This is a genomic window from uncultured Chitinophaga sp., from assembly GCF_937874145.1.
In the GTDB taxonomy this organism is placed as follows: Bacteria; Bacteroidota; Bacteroidia; order Chitinophagales; family Chitinophagaceae; genus Chitinophaga.
Map to the genome: position 1 here is coordinate 1 of NZ_CALNBI010000231.1, position 16,155 is coordinate 16,155.

The 16,155-nt window shown below is 54.5% G+C and carries 14 protein-coding genes; 6 read left to right on the forward strand and 8 right to left on the reverse strand.

Annotated elements, in window-relative coordinates; genetic code table 11:
• The 4 genes from Q0510_RS11250 to Q0510_RS11265 all read right to left on the reverse strand — a co-directional run.
• Positions 1–266: Na+/H+ antiporter NhaA (locus Q0510_RS11250; protein WP_298711315.1), on the reverse strand; the 266-nt coding region annotated here is incomplete at its 3' end.
• A 21-nt stretch (positions 267–287) separates the two neighbouring features.
• Positions 288–1,919 carry an OstA-like protein gene (locus tag Q0510_RS11255; RefSeq protein WP_298711318.1) on the reverse strand — a complete coding sequence of 544 codons (1,632 nt, stop codon included), beginning with the start codon at positions 1,917–1,919 and terminating at the stop codon, positions 288–290.
• A gap of 11 nt (positions 1,920–1,930) precedes the next feature.
• Positions 1,931–2,926, reverse strand: coding sequence for an MlaD family protein (locus tag Q0510_RS11260; protein WP_298711321.1), 996 nt, complete (start codon positions 2,924–2,926; stop codon positions 1,931–1,933).
• A gap of 101 nt (positions 2,927–3,027) precedes the next feature.
• Positions 3,028–4,302: an N-acetylmuramoyl-L-alanine amidase gene (locus Q0510_RS11265; protein ID WP_298711323.1), complete on the reverse strand. Its 1,275-nt coding sequence runs from the start codon at positions 4,300–4,302 to the stop codon at positions 3,028–3,030.
• 226 nt (positions 4,303–4,528) lie between these two features.
• Between Q0510_RS11265 and Q0510_RS11270 the strand changes: the two genes are divergently transcribed.
• Positions 4,529–7,219, forward strand: coding sequence for a putative LPS assembly protein LptD (locus Q0510_RS11270; RefSeq protein WP_298711326.1), 2,691 nt, complete (start codon positions 4,529–4,531; stop codon positions 7,217–7,219).
• A gap of 91 nt (positions 7,220–7,310) precedes the next feature.
• Here the strand turns inward: Q0510_RS11270 and Q0510_RS11275 are convergent, their stop codons facing one another.
• Together Q0510_RS11275 and Q0510_RS11280 are read right to left on the reverse strand one after the other, a co-directional pair.
• A complete protein-coding gene (locus Q0510_RS11275) occupies positions 7,311–7,898 on the reverse strand; it encodes a hypothetical protein (protein ID WP_298711328.1) in 588 nt (195 codons plus the stop codon).
• Positions 7,899–8,037: 139 nt separating this feature from the next.
• Positions 8,038–8,292, reverse strand: a complete 255-nt coding sequence (locus Q0510_RS11280; protein WP_298711331.1) for a hypothetical protein — start codon at positions 8,290–8,292, stop codon at positions 8,038–8,040.
• 106 nt (positions 8,293–8,398) lie between these two features.
• On the opposite strand from Q0510_RS11280, the gene Q0510_RS11285 reads away from it, so the two are divergent.
• Complete coding sequence (locus Q0510_RS11285; protein ID WP_298711334.1) at positions 8,399–8,683, forward strand: helix-turn-helix transcriptional regulator; 285 nt, start codon at positions 8,399–8,401, stop codon at positions 8,681–8,683.
• Here Q0510_RS11285 and Q0510_RS11290 read toward each other — a convergent pair whose 3' ends face one another.
• Positions 8,684–9,436 (reverse strand): glycosyltransferase family 2 protein, encoded by a 753-nt coding sequence (locus Q0510_RS11290; RefSeq protein WP_298711335.1) that lies wholly within the window; start codon positions 9,434–9,436, stop codon positions 8,684–8,686.
• A gap of 81 nt (positions 9,437–9,517) precedes the next feature.
• Between Q0510_RS11290 and Q0510_RS11295 the strand changes: the two genes are divergently transcribed.
• Together Q0510_RS11295 and Q0510_RS11300 are read left to right on the forward strand one after the other, a co-directional pair.
• Positions 9,518–10,474, forward strand: a complete 957-nt coding sequence (locus tag Q0510_RS11295; RefSeq protein WP_298711338.1) for a hypothetical protein — start codon at positions 9,518–9,520, stop codon at positions 10,472–10,474.
• Positions 10,475–10,495: 21 nt separating this feature from the next.
• Positions 10,496–11,527 carry a serpin family protein gene (locus Q0510_RS11300; RefSeq protein WP_298711341.1) on the forward strand — a complete coding sequence of 344 codons (1,032 nt, stop codon included), beginning with the start codon at positions 10,496–10,498 and terminating at the stop codon, positions 11,525–11,527.
• Positions 11,528–11,585: 58 nt separating this feature from the next.
• On the opposite strand, the gene Q0510_RS11305 is transcribed toward Q0510_RS11300, so the two are convergent.
• A complete protein-coding gene (locus Q0510_RS11305; protein ID WP_298711343.1) occupies positions 11,586–13,055 on the reverse strand; it encodes a nitrate/nitrite transporter in 1,470 nt (489 codons plus the stop codon).
• 140 nt (positions 13,056–13,195) lie between these two features.
• Between Q0510_RS11305 and Q0510_RS11310 the strand changes: the two genes are divergently transcribed.
• On the forward strand, positions 13,196–14,260 hold the full coding sequence (locus Q0510_RS11310; RefSeq protein ID WP_298711346.1) for a hypothetical protein: 1,065 nt from the start codon (positions 13,196–13,198) through the stop codon (positions 14,258–14,260).
• 44 nt (positions 14,261–14,304) lie between these two features.
• The coding region (locus tag Q0510_RS11315; RefSeq protein ID WP_298711349.1) for a molybdopterin-dependent oxidoreductase at positions 14,305–16,155 on the forward strand (1,851 nt) is incomplete at its 3' end.

The following is a 16,155-nucleotide window of genomic DNA, read 5'->3' on the forward strand; positions in this document are numbered from 1 at the left end:
AGGAAAAAGAACAGCACCATCAGCCCGTCGTTGATCCACAACAACCAGGAATTGGGCAGGTGCAAACCGTTCCATTCGAGATGGTGGCCGGTCTGCGGGTCGAAAAGATCGGAAAAGAAAGTCGTATAACCTGTTCCCCATGCGGAGTTTGCCAAAATCATGGATACTACCGTGCATACTATGAGTACGATGCCGACGGCGCGGCTGTCATGCAGAAATTGCCAGATAGGTGATAGTAAACGGTCCTTAATGGAGAATAGCTTCATCAGATGGATTTAGGTGAAAAATTATTGGCCGAGCAGTTCGTATTTGGATTTCGGCCTGCGGCCAACTTCCCAGCGGAATCCCTTGAGTTTCTTCTCTTCCTGCGGGATCTGGGAAAGGGGATACATCGTTCCCTCGGGTTCTTTTACAAAGACGATCCTTTCCAGTTCGCCTTTCTCGAAATATACACGCGTGTTGGCCGTCAGCAGCTTATTCACGGAAATGAAAGCGCTGTCGTCGTCCTGCACGTAATACACGTTCTCGGAGTTGCCGTTCACGTACATCGAATCCAGCTTTTCTTCCCCGAAATAACCAAGAATGGTGTTGCCTTTGATCTGGTTGAACATATCGGGCCCCACTTCATTGATGATCATCGCATTGTGGTCGAGCAGCAGGCGGTCGGCCTTGCGGTTTTTGGTGAACAGGAAAATCGTGTCCCCGATCAGCTGGTTGCTGTTAGCCCACAATACGGGATCGCGGTACAACCGGAACGTGGAATCTACGCCGGAATAATACAGGCTGTCGCACACGCCCTGCAGCGAGTCGGAGAATATTTTCACGTTGTGATAGGCGATGATGAACCGCTTTTCAGTGGTGTCCTGTTGCGCGGTGGTATCTTTTTGCACGAGCACGCCCAGGCTGTCGGCCTGCAGCGCCGCGCTGTCGATCGTTCTGGGAATCACGCCGGAGAACAGCGTGTCGCCCCGCACGAACAGGGTATCCGTTTTGCCTTCGATGAGCGTTACAGGCTGTTGGGTGGCCAGTACCGTTTTCTGTTGCTGGTTGATGATGCCGTAATTGGCCAGCACGGCGATTTTCTGGGCAGTGTCGCGCCAGATCATATTTCCCGTTGCAATAGAAATGCCTGTAGCCTTGTCGGTTTGGATTTCATTAGCCGTGAAGGTATTGGTGCTGTCTTCTATCACCGGGCGCTGGCCGAACTGGCCGTATCCCTGGTCGGTGTTGTAATACCCGTCGGTCACGTACATGGTCATTTTGCCGTCGTTGATCGTCGTCGGCGCCATGATGGTCGCGATCTTGGTTTCGGTATTGTACATGAGCGTGTCGGTGCCGAGCGTAAACCCCGGATCGATCACCACTACTTCCTTTTTGAAATATACGTCCTTCGTTTGCCCGTAATAGATTCCTTCGCGGCTGGTCAGCACGGTGGAATCGTTGACGAGTTTCCCGCCCTGGTCGTAAGTCCCTATTTTGTTGTTCAGCTCGTAGTTGATGGCAGGGGAGGTGAGGATAATCTTGTTATCCGTCAGTTTGGCGTTACCCGTGAGCACGGCCCTGCGTTCTGTTCCATAATACGTCAGCTCGTCGGAATACGTATGTACGCTGTCTGCCTGGTTCAGGTGCACGCGCCCCCAGGCATAGATGATGTTTTTGCTTTTATCGAGCATCGCGGAGTCGCAATTCAGCAGACTGGTGCCCTGACGGAATTCCACATCGCCCACGAAGCGTTGTTCCTCGCTGGAGTCGGTCCGGAGATTGACGAAGCTGTTCGCTTTAATCAGGTGGATCAGTTTGGTGGTATCTTCCTGGAAGCGCGCGTGGTACCGGCCCGGCGAAGTTTCGGGTGAGGCCATGGCCCCGGCCGCGCCTATTCCGCCGATGAGAACAAGGCCTGGTATCGTGAGTTTGAACATTTTCGCTGTTATCATTGTGCGGTGGCGCTGTCAGAAGGAATGGGCACTACCTTGTTTTTTCTGCCGAACACGCTGAGGTGTACGTATCTCCAGGGATTGTAGCGCAGGTCTTCCAGCAGCTTGTTGAGGCTGCCGAGCGAATGCTGGAGGTTGTTGTATACCTGGCGGTCGTTCATGAGGAGCCCCAGCGAACCGTCGGTGCTGCTGATCTTCCCTGCCACTTCGTTCAGCCTGGAAATGGTGCTGTGGAGCGAAGCAAGGGTGGAATCGATCTGGCCGCCGGCAAGCGAGCCGGACGCCTTGTCGAAATTGGTGAGGATATTGGAAATCTTGTCGTTATTGTTCTTCAGGTTGGCAGACACGGCGTTGAAGTTATCGAACGTGCCGGAGATCTTGCCGCCGTCGGCCAGCATGCCGTTGATATTGCGCGTGGCGTTGTTAAGGTTGTTGAGCGTGCCGTTGAGGCCGGCCACCGCCTGTCGGATATTGTGCTTGGTAGCGGTGTCGAACACGGAGTTGACGGTCAGCAGCAGGGTATCCACGGCGCCGAGGGTGGTTTCCAGTTTCTTTACGAGGGGGGAGAGTTGTTCTTTCAGGGCGTCGGTGATGGAGCCGTCGACCGCGGCGTAGATGGTATCCTTGTTTTTGAGGACTTCATCGGTGTTCCCGAAATCGATTTCCACTTTCCGGGTGCCGAGCAGGTCGGCGCTGATACGGGCCACGGAGTTTTTGGGGATTTCGATGTTTTTATTGATCTGAAGGGTAACAAGGATGCGCCCTGCGCGCTGGTCCATCACTTCGAGGCTCTGAACGGTGCCGATTCCTAAACCGTTGACCATAACGGCGTTGGAGGGCTGCAGGCCGTTTACCTGCGTATATACAGCGTAGATGGTCTTTTTAGTGGAAAAGAGGCTTCTGCCTTTGAGGATGTTGAACCCCAGCACAAGCAGCACGATGGCGATCACGGTCAGAATACCTACTTTCGTTTCATTATTAACTTTCAGCATCGGGTAGAATTAGTTCGTTTGCAAAAATAGTCAAAACAATGGTGCGTCAGTCGTAGGTAACAGAATTAATGCAAAAGGCGGGCCAGATGGGGGCGTAGGGGTCAGTCGATGCGCTCACCGTTCCGGTAGGTGAGCACGAATGCGTCTTTGAACCCGTTTTTCCGGGCTTTGTACAGGGCCGCGTTGGCTTCGGCTTCCGTCCGGAAGTTGCCCCATATATATTTATTAATGCTTTTCCCTTTCTGACGGAGCGTTTCGCGCTCCACGCCTTTCAGGTTTTTAAAGAGCGATGATTTGGACGTGTACACTTTCTCGGTAGTGAGCAGCTGTACGCGGAAGTCTGTTTTGTCGTCTGCCGCGGCGGAGGGCCCCCCGGCAGCGGGGGACTCCTGGGCGGGATTTACCCGCGCGGGCGGGGGAGTGGCCGGTTGCGGAGCGGGCTCTTCCTGCCGGGGAGCCGTGCTGCCCGGTTTGTGCCGCCCTTCCAGCTCATCCTTATATCTTTTTACCGCACGGGCGATGCAGCCCGCCATTTCGTGCTGGCCGTCCGCCGAATTCAGGTATTTCTCTTCCTCGGGGTTGCTGATGAAGCCCAGTTCCACCAGCACGCTGGGCATGGCGGTGGCATGCAGCACCAGGATGCCCTTCTCGTTCCGCTGGCGGGCGCCGCGGCTGATACGCCCGGCGTTGGTGAACTCATCTTCCACGAGGTTCGACAGGCGGAGGCTCTGGTCGAAGAACGCGTTGCGGAGGGTGTTGAGCATAATAATGGTCTCCGGGTCCTTGGTGTCCATCAACTGCTGCGTTTCCTCGGAATTGGCGTCGAACACGATCACGGAGTTGTTCCGGAGGGATTCGGATTTCGCGTTATTCTTGCTGGTTGCCCAAATATAGGTTTCCGTACCTTTGGCGGGATTGGGGGAAGACCGGTAAATGGGTACCTTGCGGGTACGCTTGCGTTTCTTTTTATCGCGGTAAGTCTGGGTTTTGTAGCCCACAATGCGTTTGATATCGGGAGCGGCGTTGACGTGAATGGAGATGAAGAGGTCGCCCTTGGCCTCGTTGGCGATGGCGGCCTTGCGGTTCACATCGTCGAAACGGTCGGTTTTACGTGTATACACGATCTTTACGTCGGGGAACATCTCTTCCAGGAGCTTGCCGAGCTTGAGGGCCACGTCCAGCGTAATGTCCTTCTCGCTGGAGAAATTCCCCCGGGCGCCATGATCGCTGCCGCCGTGGCCGGCGTCGACCACGATGGTCCGTATAGGCTTATCCTGTACCGGCGGGCCGTAATCCGGTGCAATTTTTGCTTGAACGAAAAAGGTGTAGAGCAGTCCTATGCCTAATCCTGAAAATAAAACTCTTTTCCAGCGCATGTCAATACTATGTTTTAATGGGTTGAGTCAGTTCCTGTCTTTTAAGGTCCGTTCCCTGCCGCCGCGCCTGCATGACTTTGTCTTTATGACTAATGTAATAATTTGTATAAAATCATGTAGGTTTGTGCCCGCTTAACACATGGACCCTTTCTGCAAAAATAATTTAAAAAACTTTTTAAGGCGGCGGTTCCTGCCGCTGATCGTACTTTTATTCACGGCCTGGTCCATGCTGAAAGACGAAATAGCCTTTGCTGCCGGGTTTCAGCCGGTTCACTTTAACAAAATTTTCACAGACACCGTACCGCAACCGCATCCTGTCACTTTTCCCGACCGGAAGGCCCTGGAAGCCGATACTTCCCGCCCGCGCCCCGTGCCCGTGCCCGATTCCATCCCTCCGGCAACCGCCGATTCTATCCGCCTCGATACCGCTGCCGTGAAAACAGACACCACCGGTGTCCGCCTTTCGAAAGACAGCCTCACCGCTCCCGTGAACTACAAAGCGGAAGACTCCATCGTGATGCTCGTCAAAAAGAAAGAATTCCGCCTGTATAAAAAAGCCGACGTCAAATACGAAAACACCCAGCTCACGGGGAACACGATGGACTTCAACCAGGCCACCGGCATCCTCACTTCCCGCATGGGCCTCGACACCGCCGGCAAACCCATGGATAAGGCCGCACTGAACGACGGCGCCACCAGTTCCGAGATGGATTCTGTCCAGTACAATTTTAATACCGGGAAAGCCATGATCTACCAAACCCGTGCTCAATACGGCGAAGGTTTTGTGGCCAGCGATAAAGTGAAAAAGCAGCCGGACAACACCATTTTCGGTTTCCGCAACGGCTACACCACCTGTAACCTGGATACGCCGCACTTCTCGTTCCGCGCCAAAAAGATCAAGGTAATTCCCAATAAACTGATCGTGTCCGGACCGGCGAACCTGGAGATCGAAGGCATCCCAACGCCGTTGTTCATCCCGTTTGCCATTTTCCCGATCAGCTCCGGCCAGCGAACCGGCCTGCTGCCCCCGCAATACGTTGTGAACCAGCAAAAAGGCCTCGGCCTCGAAAACGGGGGGTACTACTTCGGCCTCGGCGAATACCTCGATGTCACCCTCCGGGCCAACATTTACTCCTACGGCAGCTGGGGCACCACCATCAGCCCCACTTACCGCAAACGGTATAAATATAACGGCGGCTTCAACTTTTCCTATGCCCTCACCCGAACGGGCGACCAGGAAGTAAAGGAGGATTTCACCCGGTCAAAGGACTTCCAGTTTTCCTGGAGCCATAGCCAGGACGGCAAGGCCCGGCCCGGCACCAACTTCGGCGCCAGCGTGCAGTTCGGCACTTCCACCTTCAACCAGTACAACGTGTTCGACGCATCGAGGAGGCTGAACAACAACATGTCGTCGTCCATCAACTATTCGAAGAGCTGGGTAGGCAAGCCCTACAACCTGACGCTCGCCGCCAACCACAACCAGAACAACCTGACCCGTCAATATAATATTAACTTCCCCGACGGTTCGTTCAACGTCAATACACTGTATCCGTTCCAGCGCCAGGAAATGGTCGGCAACCCCAAATGGTACGAGAAGATCGGTGTGAGCTATAACGCCCTGCTGCGCAACAACGTAAGGTTCGCCGACTCCACTTTCGGCACGGCCGCAATGTTCGACAACCTGCAGGCCGGTATGCAGCACCAGATCCCCATCACGCTGTCCATCCCACTGACCCGGAACATCATCATGACGCCGAACGTCAACTACACCGAAAAATGGTACATCCGCCAGCAGCACCTGGCCTGGAACCCGGTAGACCAGAACCTGGACACGACCTACGAGAACGGTTTCTTCCGGAGCAGCGCCATGTCTACCGGCGCCTCGCTGAGCACGGCCATCTACGGGATGTACGGGTTTAAAAGCAAGAAATCGCGGGTGCAGGCCATCCGCCACGTGATGCGCCCCAACGTCGGGTTCAACTATTCGCCCAACCTCGCCGCCAACGAATATGACTCCCTGCAGGTCGATGCCCAGGGCCGTAAAATACTCTACAGCTACTACCAGGGCGCCCCCTTCGGCGGTTCTCCCAATCAAACCTTCGCGGGTTTGACCTTCGGGATCGATAACAACCTGGAAATGAAGGTGAAATCCAGCAAAGACACTTCAGGATTCCGGAAAGTGAAGATCCTCGACGGTTTCGGGATCAGCTCCAGTTACAACCTGGTGGCGGACAGCTTCAAGTTGTCGCCCTTCATGCTCAACGCCCGCACCAACCTGTGGGACAAGGTGAACATTTCCGCCAGCGGTACTTTCGATCCCTACCAGGTGAACCAGTTTGGCCGCCGGATCGATGCTTACGCCTGGAATGGGGACAACTTCAGCCTGGGGCGCCTCACCAATGCGAATATCGCGCTGAGCACGTCGTTCCAGAGCCAGGATCCGAAGTCGAAGGAGAAACAGCGGCAGAAAGAGGAAATGGAGGAAGAAGGGGCGTTGCCGGAAGCGCAGCTGGAAGAGCAGCGACGCCAGCTGGAAATGATGCGCGCCAACCCCGGCGATTACGTGGATTTCGATATTCCCTGGCGGTTAGACCTGTCTTACAGCCTTAACTATACCCGCGGCCGCTCGGCTGACCTGCTGCGCGATACCACCATTTTCACGCAGTTCCTGGGTTTCAACGGCGACTTCAGCCTGACGCCCAAGTGGAAGATCATCATGAGCAGCGGTTTCGATTTCCGGCTGAAACAAATCTCCTACACCACACTCACTATCTCCCGCGACCTGCACTGCTGGCAGATGAGCATCAACCTGGTGCCCTTCGGCAGCTACCGCCAGTTCAGCATCACCATCAACCCGAAAGCCGGCATCCTGCGCGACCTCCGCATCAACCGAACGCGGCAGTTCCTGGATTTGTAGCGGGGGAGCCGCATACCTGATTGAATTATAATTTGTTGTAATAAGAAAGGCTGGTCTATGTGACCAGCCTTTTTCGTGCAAGGGAACGGGATCAGAAGTTGTAGATCACCGCCGCACCGATAAGGTCCATTTTGTTTTCGTTGACGCCTTTGAAATAGGAGGCTTTGATTTCGATGGTGTTGCCGATGTCGCCGATGGCAAAGCGCACGCCGGCGTTGCCCGTGTACCCGAAGGTGGTGCCGCCTACGTTTTTCACGTTGCCGTTCTGATCGAGCTGATCGGTGGAAGCGCCCCAATGGAAGCCGCCGCCGCCGCCGATGAAGCCGCCCACGCGGTTTTCGTTGTCGGGCGAGGAGCCGGCGCCGAAGTTGAGGTTCACCACCACGGGCGCGTTGATGAGGATGCCCAACTTGGCATTTTCGGAAGCGCCCTCCCGGGAATTGACCGATCCGCTGCCGGCAAAGGCAAAACTGATCGGGATGCCTACGGAAACGGACATACTTTCCGATTCTACGAAATTGAACCGCGGGGAGTAGGTGAAGCCTGCGGAAGTGGTGCTGGATTCAACACCCTGGTACTTCTCGAAAAAGAGGGCGGCCCCGGCGCCGTGCATAAAGGATTGAGACCAGGCACAGGTCGACGTCAGGCATACGCCAAACAGCAATAGCAGTTTTTTCATGTGGATGTGCAGTGTAAGGGATTAAATAAAATTTAATATTTATAAAAATAGGTATCCGTTTCTAGAAATGAAAGTGTTACGGGTTATTCAAATAAAAAAAACCGGGCAGGAATACCCGGTCGTAATATAAATCCATTGATTAAAATGTTTTTGGTGGGGGATCATCTTTTGCGAGGATAATCACGCTGGATGAAATGGCGGAAGCGGGAAAATAATGTTGGGAAGTGTATGGTTCCTTATCCACTCTCACCGGACGGACCGCTACCTGGCGTAAATAATGGGAATTGTTGCCGGTCAGACGGACATGCACGAACGTGGGGCCCAACGGTTCCAGCTGCTCCAAAAAGCGCAGTATTTTCTGGTGGACGGGGTGTTCGGCAGTGGTCGGTTGCATGGAGTCAGGTGCGTTTGTCAATGGAAAGTTAAGGAAATTATGCGTTGTTGGGTCAAGGCCCAACAACTTTTGGAAAGAAAAAAATCAATTTGGCTGCCGCAATTGCATGGCGAACGGCAACCAGCATATAGAGAGGAAAGCCATTGGTCAGAATATCAGAAAGATCAGGCAGTCTGCAGGGCTTAGTCTCCGCAAACTCGCCGCGCTGTGCCTTGTCGATCATGCAGATATCTCCAAAATTGAACGGGCGGACGTAGACCCGCAGCTTTCCACGTTATTGGAGTTCGCACAGGCCCTGCGCGTACACCCTGTCAGCTTTTTCCACATCCATCCCGCCGAAAACAACGGCAACAACACCATCCATCCCATTACCGGCAAAAGGATGAACTGATCAGAAGTCGTGGTGCCCTTCCCGCTTCTTTTTCATCACTTTCAGCAGGTAACGCCAATACACCACCAGTCCCAGGTGCCGGCGGATCAGCCCCGGCTTGTCGGCCTTGAAAACGTAATCCTCGATGTCCGACGAAAAGCCGTTCATATTGTATTTGGCGATGTAAAGTGGGAGATATTGTTTCTTGAAGCGGCGGCTGCCCCACAGCTGGATATTCAGCGCATAATCCGCAAGGATCTTGTATTTGAGGTTATAGGCATGGTCCCTGAAAACCACCGAAGGGTACACGATGGCCTGGTGGTTGACGGTATATTTGGCCATGCGGTATTTGTTGAATTTCCCGCCGAGCAGGTGGTATTTCGGTTTCCCTTCCCCGCTGTACCATTCTTCGCTGTTGGCGTAATAGATCGTGTGCGGGTCCTTTAATTGATGGTACAACTCCGCGAACCCCGGCAGCAACCGGTCGTCGGACCCGAGGAAGTGCACCCAGGCGCCGCGCGCCATCTTCGCGCCTTTATTTAATGCATCATAGATCCCTTTGTCCGGCTCACTGATCCAGCGAAGGAACGGGTAGGGGCTTTCGCGGAGGAGGGCCAGCGTGCCATCGGTGCTGCCGCCGTCGACCACCACCACTTCCAGCGCATCCAGCGCCAGCGCTGCAATAGATGCCAGGCATTCCGGGAGGTGCGCTTCCGCGTTGAATGTCGCAATAACAATGGTTACCTTCGGCTGAACGTTTGTATCTTTCGTCATAGTTGAAAGGCAAAAATAATATATAATTTGTCCCCTTGAACCGTAATCCCTAATTTGGCGGCGAAGTTCAAATACCTTCGTATGCCAGCTTATAAAGCAAAATCCCCTGTCCTGTTTATCGTTTTCAACCGGCCGGAACAAGCCCGGAAAGTGTTTTCCCGCATCCGCGAAGTACAACCCGACAAACTGTACATCGCGGCCGACGGCCCCCGCGCTTCCCGGCCCGGGGACGCCGATGCCTGCCGGCAGGTCCGCGAGATCGCGCAGCTGGTAGATTGGGACTGCGAAGTCAAAACCCGCTTCTGCGACGTGAATTATGGCTGCAAAATAGCCGTATCCGATGCTATCACCTGGTTTTTCGAAAACGAGCCCGAAGGTATTATCCTGGAAGACGACTGTTTCCCCGCCTATAGCTTTTTCACTTACTGCGACGAAATGCTGGAGCGCTACCGCAACGATGCATCCATCTTCTCCATAACCGGCACCAACCTGCAAATGGGCCGTAAATGGGGCGATGCAAGCTATTATGTTTCGCGCTACACCAATGTTTGGGGATGGGCCACCTGGCGCAGGGTTTGGCAGCAATACGACCGCGAGCTCAGCCGTTTCCCCGAAAGCGATGTAGTGCCGGTGCTGGAAAAGGTCTTCGGCGACCGTTTCATGGTGCACGACTGGCGGAATATTTTCGGGCAGCTGAAGGCCGGCAACATCGATACCTGGGATTACCAGTTCAACTTCCTGTCTTTCTTCGAAAACGGCCGCTGCCTGGTGCCGAACGTGAACCTGATCAGCAACATCGGTTTCGGGGAAGGGGCCACCCACACCACCGAAACCGCCAATCCGCACGCGGCCATGCCCATCGTGGAAATGGACCTGCCCATCACGCATCCCGCACAGATGCAGCCGGTACGCGAAGCCGATTTCGTTTTCCTCTCGCAGGAACACGACCTGGAGAACCGCTGGCGCAGGTATAACAAAACCACCAAGCGGATAAAACGCTGGCTGAAACGAACGTTTCTGGGAAAGAAGGACCTGTAATCACCCAACCAAGCTCATCCTATGCGAAAACCATTTCTCTATCCGCTGCTTTTACTGCTGGCGGCGGGCTGCCATAACAACGCCGGTCCCGGTTCCGGTCCCGATACCACGGGCTTCCCTGCTGTAAAACGGCTGGATTCCTCTATGCGGACCGCCTTTGTACCCGTCCCCGATCATCCGGGCGAACCGGGAGACAATATCGTATATGCCGCGAGCTTTGCCCTGGCCTGGGATGAACTGTCCCGCATTCTCGGTGGCGACCCTGAAAGCACGGAGCCGCTGGTCCGCCGGCTGAATGCCTCCGATATCCACGAAGGCGCTTTGCGCAAGGAGGCGTACCGGGTCAATATGCAGGTCCAGGGCGACGACCTGAGCGTGAAAGCCTCTTTTTACAAATCGCTGCCTTTCTCCGTGGCTTTTGATGTATGGGAAGAAGGAATGCTGTTTGGAAAGAAGCAACGGGTCCGCGCTTTCGGGATGAAGCGTTACGATTACCCGCAGGCCTCGCAGGCGAGCGTGCTGTATTACAAAGACGATGATCACTTCGTTGTTTCGCTTGTGGCGGGCCCGGAGAATGATGAAATGTTGCTGGCGAAAGGTTTTGCCGGTGGCGAGCAGCTGTCGGTCATGCGCAGCCGCGTGGAACGCGCGATAGCTGAGGGGAAAAAGGAAATGAAGGATGACAGGCAGGCCTGGAAGTTTGTGTTCAACGACGAAGATGAACTAAAAATCCCGATGCTCAAAATGAACCTGGCCGGCGATATCCGGGAACTGATCAGTTTGCCGGTAGTGAGCCGGGGGCAAACGCTCCTGATCAGAACCGCGGAGCAACAAACGCTCTTCGCGCTCGATGAAAAAGGTGTTATCGTGGAAAGCGCCGCCGTAGTGGATGCGGCCGCCGCCGTTATGGATATGCCTGTTCCGCCGCCCCGCAAACTGATGCATTTCGATAAACCCTTCTTCATCATGATCCGAGAAAATAAGGCGAAACATCCTTACTTCATCATGAAGGTGGCAAATGCGGAATGCATGGTGAAGGAAGAAAGGAAATGATATGCTTTAATAAATGAAAAACCCGCTCAATGAGCGGGTTTCGTGTTTATTGGAAAAGTTAGGGTTCGATTTTATCCCTGATATGCGGTGCTTCCTTATGCGTCATCTTCCTGATGACGTTGTTCATCCACAGCAGCGAAATCACCGACAGGGCGAAGACAAAAATCCAGGAGCTGGTCCATAAGCTGGTAACATCCAGCAGGTACCCGAAAAGGATTGGCCCCACAAAGCCGCCCAGTCCGCCGATCAGGCCTACCATACCGCCGACGACTCCGACTTCGTTGGGGAAGTACTCGGGGATATGTTTGTATACAGCCGCCATCCCGATGCCCCACATCACGCCGATCAGGATTACGAGGATCGTAAACACGACCACGTGCGCCTCGAATTTGATGAGTGTGACGCCCTGGGCCAGCAACTGTTTTTTCTGCACCTGGTCGTTTTGCCGCACGAGTACTTCCTGCCAGGAGAAGCTCCGGGGGAAGATGGAAGTATTCGCGGGAATGTCGGGTTTGGGTTGGATGGCGATAGTTTGGTCGCCCACTACGATCCTGTCGGGTGCGGTGGCCGTTACTACTCCGTTTTTATTGGCGGAAACGCCTTTGCCCGGGGTCAGGATTTCCATTTTAGGCAGCATCAGCAGGGCGCTTAAAACCAGGGACGACGTCAACACCCAGTACATTACTTTCCGCGCGCCGAACTTGTCGGACAGGTATCCGCCCAATGCCCGCGTGAGGCCGCTCGGCAGGCTGAACGCCGCGGCCAGCAGGCCGCCCAGTACGAGGGATGTTTTGTAAACATTGACGAAGTAGGGCAGGAGCCATTGCGAAAACGCGACGAACATTCCGAAAACGAGGAAGTAATATAACCCGAAGCGCCAGACCCTTGTTTTGCCGAGCGGGCCCAGCAGTTGGCCGGCCGTTTTAAGCTGGGCGCCTGATTTTTTATTCTTCACCATGAACAGGAATACCAGCCCGATGATCACGAGCATAACGCCATAGATCAGCGGCAGGATCCTCCAGCCGTTTTGCGGATCGCTTTCCGAAAGGGAATTGAGGAGGCTGGGGGCGAGGAAAGTGGTGAGCGCCGCACCCGCGTTGCCCATCCCGAAAATGCCGAGCGCACGGCCCTGCCAGTCTTTCGGATACCACACCGACGTAAATGCCACGCCCACTGCGAAGCTGGTGCCTACCATGCCGAAGAGCGCGCTCAGCAGGAAATACATCCAGTAGGAGTCAGCGAAATACAGCAGGAACATGGGAATGCTGCAGAGCAGCAGTAGGGAGGAATACACCCGTTGCCCGCCGAATTTGTCTGTCAGGATACCCATGGGCAGGCGCATCAGGGAGCCGGACAGGATCGGGATGCCGAGGAGCCAGCCGGTTTCGATGACCGTCCAGTTATAAATTCCATTGTCGACAAGGTAAGTCACCAAAACACCGTTGAGCGTCCAGCAGGCGAAACAGATGGTAAAAGCCAGTGTGTTGAGGAAAAGGATTCTGTGGGCAGCAGATAAATTCTGGTTCATGCAATGAACAATTTTACGTCGTTATTGTTTGTCCTGTTTTACAATGCCAACCTCATCTGTACAAATATATGTATAAACACGAACCGCTTGCCGGCACAAAAATATTTCTCGTTTTGTCCTTGAAATCTTATATTTAAAGTATGCGAAAATTACTAGACCTGAGAGCATTCGCAGTGGCTTTAACGGCAACGCTTATCACACTCCTGATGGTTTGGGCGGGTTCCAGGGACCTGCAGAATTTCGACGCCGCCCTGGTGGCTTATCTCTTTGGCACCCTGTTCGCCGTTTTCGGCATCGTGTACCGCTACACGGTGTGGATCCAGCGCCCACCTACCAGCGTGTATTTCTGGCGCAGCTTCCGGGTCCTGTTCTCGAGGGAGTTCCTTCACTTCTTCGCCTATACGGCGAAAGATTTCTTCCGCAATATCGTTTCCCAGCGCTTTATATTCAAAAGGGGAATGAAGCGGGGCGCGGCGCACCTGCTTATGGCCGTGGGATGTACGCTGGCATTTGCTATTACCATCCCGCTGACGTTCGGCTGGATCCACTTCACCCTGGTGCCGGAATCCGGCCTTGATCCATCCACGCCGAACATTTACACCGCCCATTTTTTCGGGTTCGAAGTGATGAACTTTCCTGTCGAATCCATCACCGCATTCTTTGCATTCGGCGCTCTTAACTGGTGTTCCCTGCTGGTCATCATCGGTGCCACCTACTTCCTGCAAAAAAGGCTGAAAGCCCCCGGGCTCATAGCCGTCCAGACTTTCGAAGGAGATATCCTGCCGCTGCTGCTCCTGATCCTGGTATCGCTGACGGGCCTCGGCCTTACGCTCGATTATAAGTTCATGAAAGGGCAGACGTTCGAGTTCATGGCCGTTACACACGCTTTCTGCGTTATTGTTTTCCTTATATGGATGCCTTTCGGGAAATTCTTCCACATCATCCAGCGACCTGCACAGATCGGCGCGCATATCTACCGTGAAGTAGGAAAACGCAAAGGCATGCAGGTGTGCAAAATCACCGGCAGGGAATTTGCTACCCGGCTGCATATCAAAGACCTGAAAACGATCACCGCCAAAATGGGTTTTAACCTGGAAAACGAAAAGGGGGAATCCCTGCTGGATTACAGTCCGGAGGGCAAGCGCGACCTCCTCGCCAGGGCGCACCTGAACGCCAGGGAAGCATCCGGCAAGTATTTCGGCTGACTGCAACTGTGAAAACCGCATCTCCATAAATAAACAGACAGGATATGGCTAAACTTCCGACGCCCGTAGACCAGATCATCGAAAAATTTGGACCCAGCCTTCACTTTCCCAAACCGGAAGGGATACCCGGAAGAGACGAGCCCGACAAGATCGTGGAAACTCACTGCTGTTTTTGCGGGATGCAATGCGGCATCAAGCTGCTCGCCAAAGACAATAAAGTAGTAGGGTTCGAGCCCTGGATGGAATTCCCTTTCAACCAGGGGCGCCTCTGCCCGAAAGGCGTGCTGCGGTATATGCAGGACAATCACCCCGACCGGCTTACTTCCCCGCTCGTCAACAAACCCGGCGTGGGATACGTGCCCGTGTCGTGGGATGAAGCGATGGATAAAACCGAGCGGGAAATCAAGCGGATACAATCGGAATATGGAAATGATGCGTTTGCCGTATTGTCGGGCGTGTCCCTTACCAACGAGAAGTCGTACATGATGGGGAAATTTGCCCGTACCGCGTTGAAAACAAAGAACCTGGATTATAACGGCCGCCTTTGCATGGTATCCGCAGGGGCGGGGAACAAGAAGGCTTTCGGGCTGGACAGGACTTCCAATAACTACTCCGACCTTGCCCACGCCGAGGTGATCATTGTAACGGGTGCCAACGTGTCTGAGACCTTTCCCACGCTTACCTGGTGGCTGTGGCAGGCGCGCGACAACGGCGGAAAGATCATCGTGGTTGATCCGCGCATGATACCGCTGGCACGCACGGCCGACATTCACCTCGACATCCGGCCGGGAACGGATTCGGCATTGTTCGGCGCCATCCTTAATTATATGATCGTCCACGACATGCTGGACCATGATTTCATCGATAACCACACGTCCGGGTTCGATGCGGCTAAAGAAGCCGTAAAGGATTATACGCTGGAGTGGGCGGAGGAGATTACCGGCACCAAAAAGGAAAAGATTGAAGCGGCGGCGAAGCTCTGGGGCAAGGCAGCCACTTCGTTCCTGCTGCACGCCAGGGGGATCGAGCACCACACTAAAGGCGTGGAGAATGTGCTGAGCTGCATCAATATCGTGCTGGCTTCCGGCCGGTTGGGGCGACCTTATTGCGGGTACGGCACCATCACCGGTCAGGGTAACGGGCAGGGTGGCCGGGAGCACGGGCATAAGTGCGACCAGCTGCCGGGGAACCGGGATATCGAAAACCCGGAGCACCGCGCGTATATTTCGAAAGTCTGGGGCATCGACGAAAAGGAGCTCCCGGGCAAGGGCCTCACTGCTTACGAAATCATCGAAGCGATTCACCGCGGTGAGATCAGGGGGCTGATTTCCATCTGTTTCAACCCTCTGGTGTCGCTGCCGAATAATAACTATGTCAGGGAAGCCCTGGAGAAACTGGAGTTTTATGTGGGGATAGACTTTTTCCTGAGCGAAACCATCCGCCATTGCGACGTCATCCTGCCCGGATCCCTGCATGAAGAGGAAGAAGGGACCGTTACTACGGCGGAAGGCCGCGTGGTGCGCATCCGCAAAGCCGTGGACCCGCCCAAAGGCGCCCGGACGGATTCTGAAATCATCATGGAACTGGCGCGCAGGCTGGGTGCGGGGGATAAATTCGCGTTTGCGGACAGCGAAGCCGTGTTCAATGAACTGCGCGTAGCGTCCAAAGGCGGTACGGCCGATTATTATGGCATCACTTACGAAAAGATCGAAAAGAATATGGGCGTCTTCTGGCCCTGCCCCGACCTGGATCATCCCGGCACACCGCGGCTCTGGGAAGACCGGAAGTTCAAAACGCCGGATGGCAAAGCGCACTTCAACCCGGTACAGTACCATCCCAGTATGGACCCCGTGGATGCGGATTACCCCGTGATCATGACCACCGGGCGCGTGGTG

Excerpts from the sequence above, each read along its gene's own strand:
- Q0510_RS11265 (WP_298711323.1), bottom strand. The coding sequence starts at position 4,302 with ATGCGCTGGAAAAGAGTTTTATTTTCAGGATTAGGCATAGGACTGCTC.
- Q0510_RS11275 (WP_298711328.1), bottom strand. The coding sequence starts at position 7,898 with ATGAAAAAACTGCTATTGCTGTTTGGCGTATGCCTGACGTCGACCTGT.
- Q0510_RS11285 (WP_298711334.1), top strand. The coding sequence starts at position 8,399 with ATGGCGAACGGCAACCAGCATATAGAGAGGAAAGCCATTGGTCAGAAT.
- Q0510_RS11255 (WP_298711318.1), bottom strand. The coding sequence starts at position 1,919 with ATGTTCAAACTCACGATACCAGGCCTTGTTCTCATCGGCGGAATAGGC.
- Q0510_RS11300 (WP_298711341.1), top strand. The coding sequence starts at position 10,496 with ATGCGAAAACCATTTCTCTATCCGCTGCTTTTACTGCTGGCGGCGGGC.
- Q0510_RS11270 (WP_298711326.1), top strand. The coding sequence starts at position 4,529 with ATGCTGAAAGACGAAATAGCCTTTGCTGCCGGGTTTCAGCCGGTTCAC.
- Q0510_RS11295 (WP_298711338.1), top strand. The coding sequence starts at position 9,518 with ATGCCAGCTTATAAAGCAAAATCCCCTGTCCTGTTTATCGTTTTCAAC.
- Q0510_RS11290 (WP_298711335.1), bottom strand. The coding sequence starts at position 9,436 with ATGACGAAAGATACAAACGTTCAGCCGAAGGTAACCATTGTTATTGCG.
- Q0510_RS11305 (WP_298711343.1), bottom strand. The coding sequence starts at position 13,055 with ATGAACCAGAATTTATCTGCTGCCCACAGAATCCTTTTCCTCAACACA.
- Q0510_RS11260 (WP_298711321.1), bottom strand. The coding sequence starts at position 2,926 with ATGCTGAAAGTTAATAATGAAACGAAAGTAGGTATTCTGACCGTGATC.
- Q0510_RS11310 (WP_298711346.1), top strand. The coding sequence starts at position 13,196 with ATGCGAAAATTACTAGACCTGAGAGCATTCGCAGTGGCTTTAACGGCA.
- Q0510_RS11280 (WP_298711331.1), bottom strand. The coding sequence starts at position 8,292 with ATGCAACCGACCACTGCCGAACACCCCGTCCACCAGAAAATACTGCGC.